Source organism: Mycobacterium sp. E3298 (assembly GCF_001666895.1).
Lineage (GTDB): Bacteria > Actinomycetota > Actinomycetes > Mycobacteriales > Mycobacteriaceae > Mycobacterium.
Genome location: NZ_LZJB01000041.1, coordinates 1 through 561 on the forward strand (window position 1 = coordinate 1; position 561 = coordinate 561).

The window sequence follows — 561 nt, forward strand, 5'->3', positions numbered from 1 at the left end:
CGCGTGATGGGCGTCGACCCCGGGCTGACCCGATGCGGGCTGTCGGTGGTCGAAAGCGGGCGCGGACGAAACGTGGTCGCGCTGGACGTGGACGTGGTGCGGACCCCGTCGGACGCGCCGCTGGCCGAGAGGCTGCTGGCCATCAGCGATGCCGTCGAGCACTGGCTGGCCACCCACCAACCGGACGTCGTCGCCATCGAGCGGGTGTTCTCCCAGCTGAACGTGTCGACGGTGATGGGCACCGCGCAGGCCGGCGGGGTGATCGCGCTGGCGGCGGCCAAGCGCGGCATCGACGTGCACTTCCACACGCCGAGCGAGGTCAAGGCCGCGGTCACGGGCAACGGTGCCGCGGACAAGGCCCAGGTGACCGCGATGGTCACGAAAATCCTTGCGCTGCAAGCGAAGCCGACTCCCGCGGACGCCGCGGACGCGCTGGCGTTGGCCATCTGCCACTGCTGGCGGGCGCCGATGCTGGCCCGGATGGCCGCGGCCGAAGCGCTGGCCGCGCAACAGCGGCACGTGTACCTGGGCAAGCTGGAGGCCGCTCGAGCCCGGCTCGGT

1 protein-coding gene is annotated in these 561 nt (G+C 72.2%); it reads left to right on the forward strand.

The genetic code is table 11. The features are described 5' to 3' along the window. Positions 1-561: crossover junction endodeoxyribonuclease RuvC (gene ruvC / locus A9X05_RS01610; protein WP_197498868.1), on the forward strand; the 561-nt coding region annotated here is incomplete at both ends.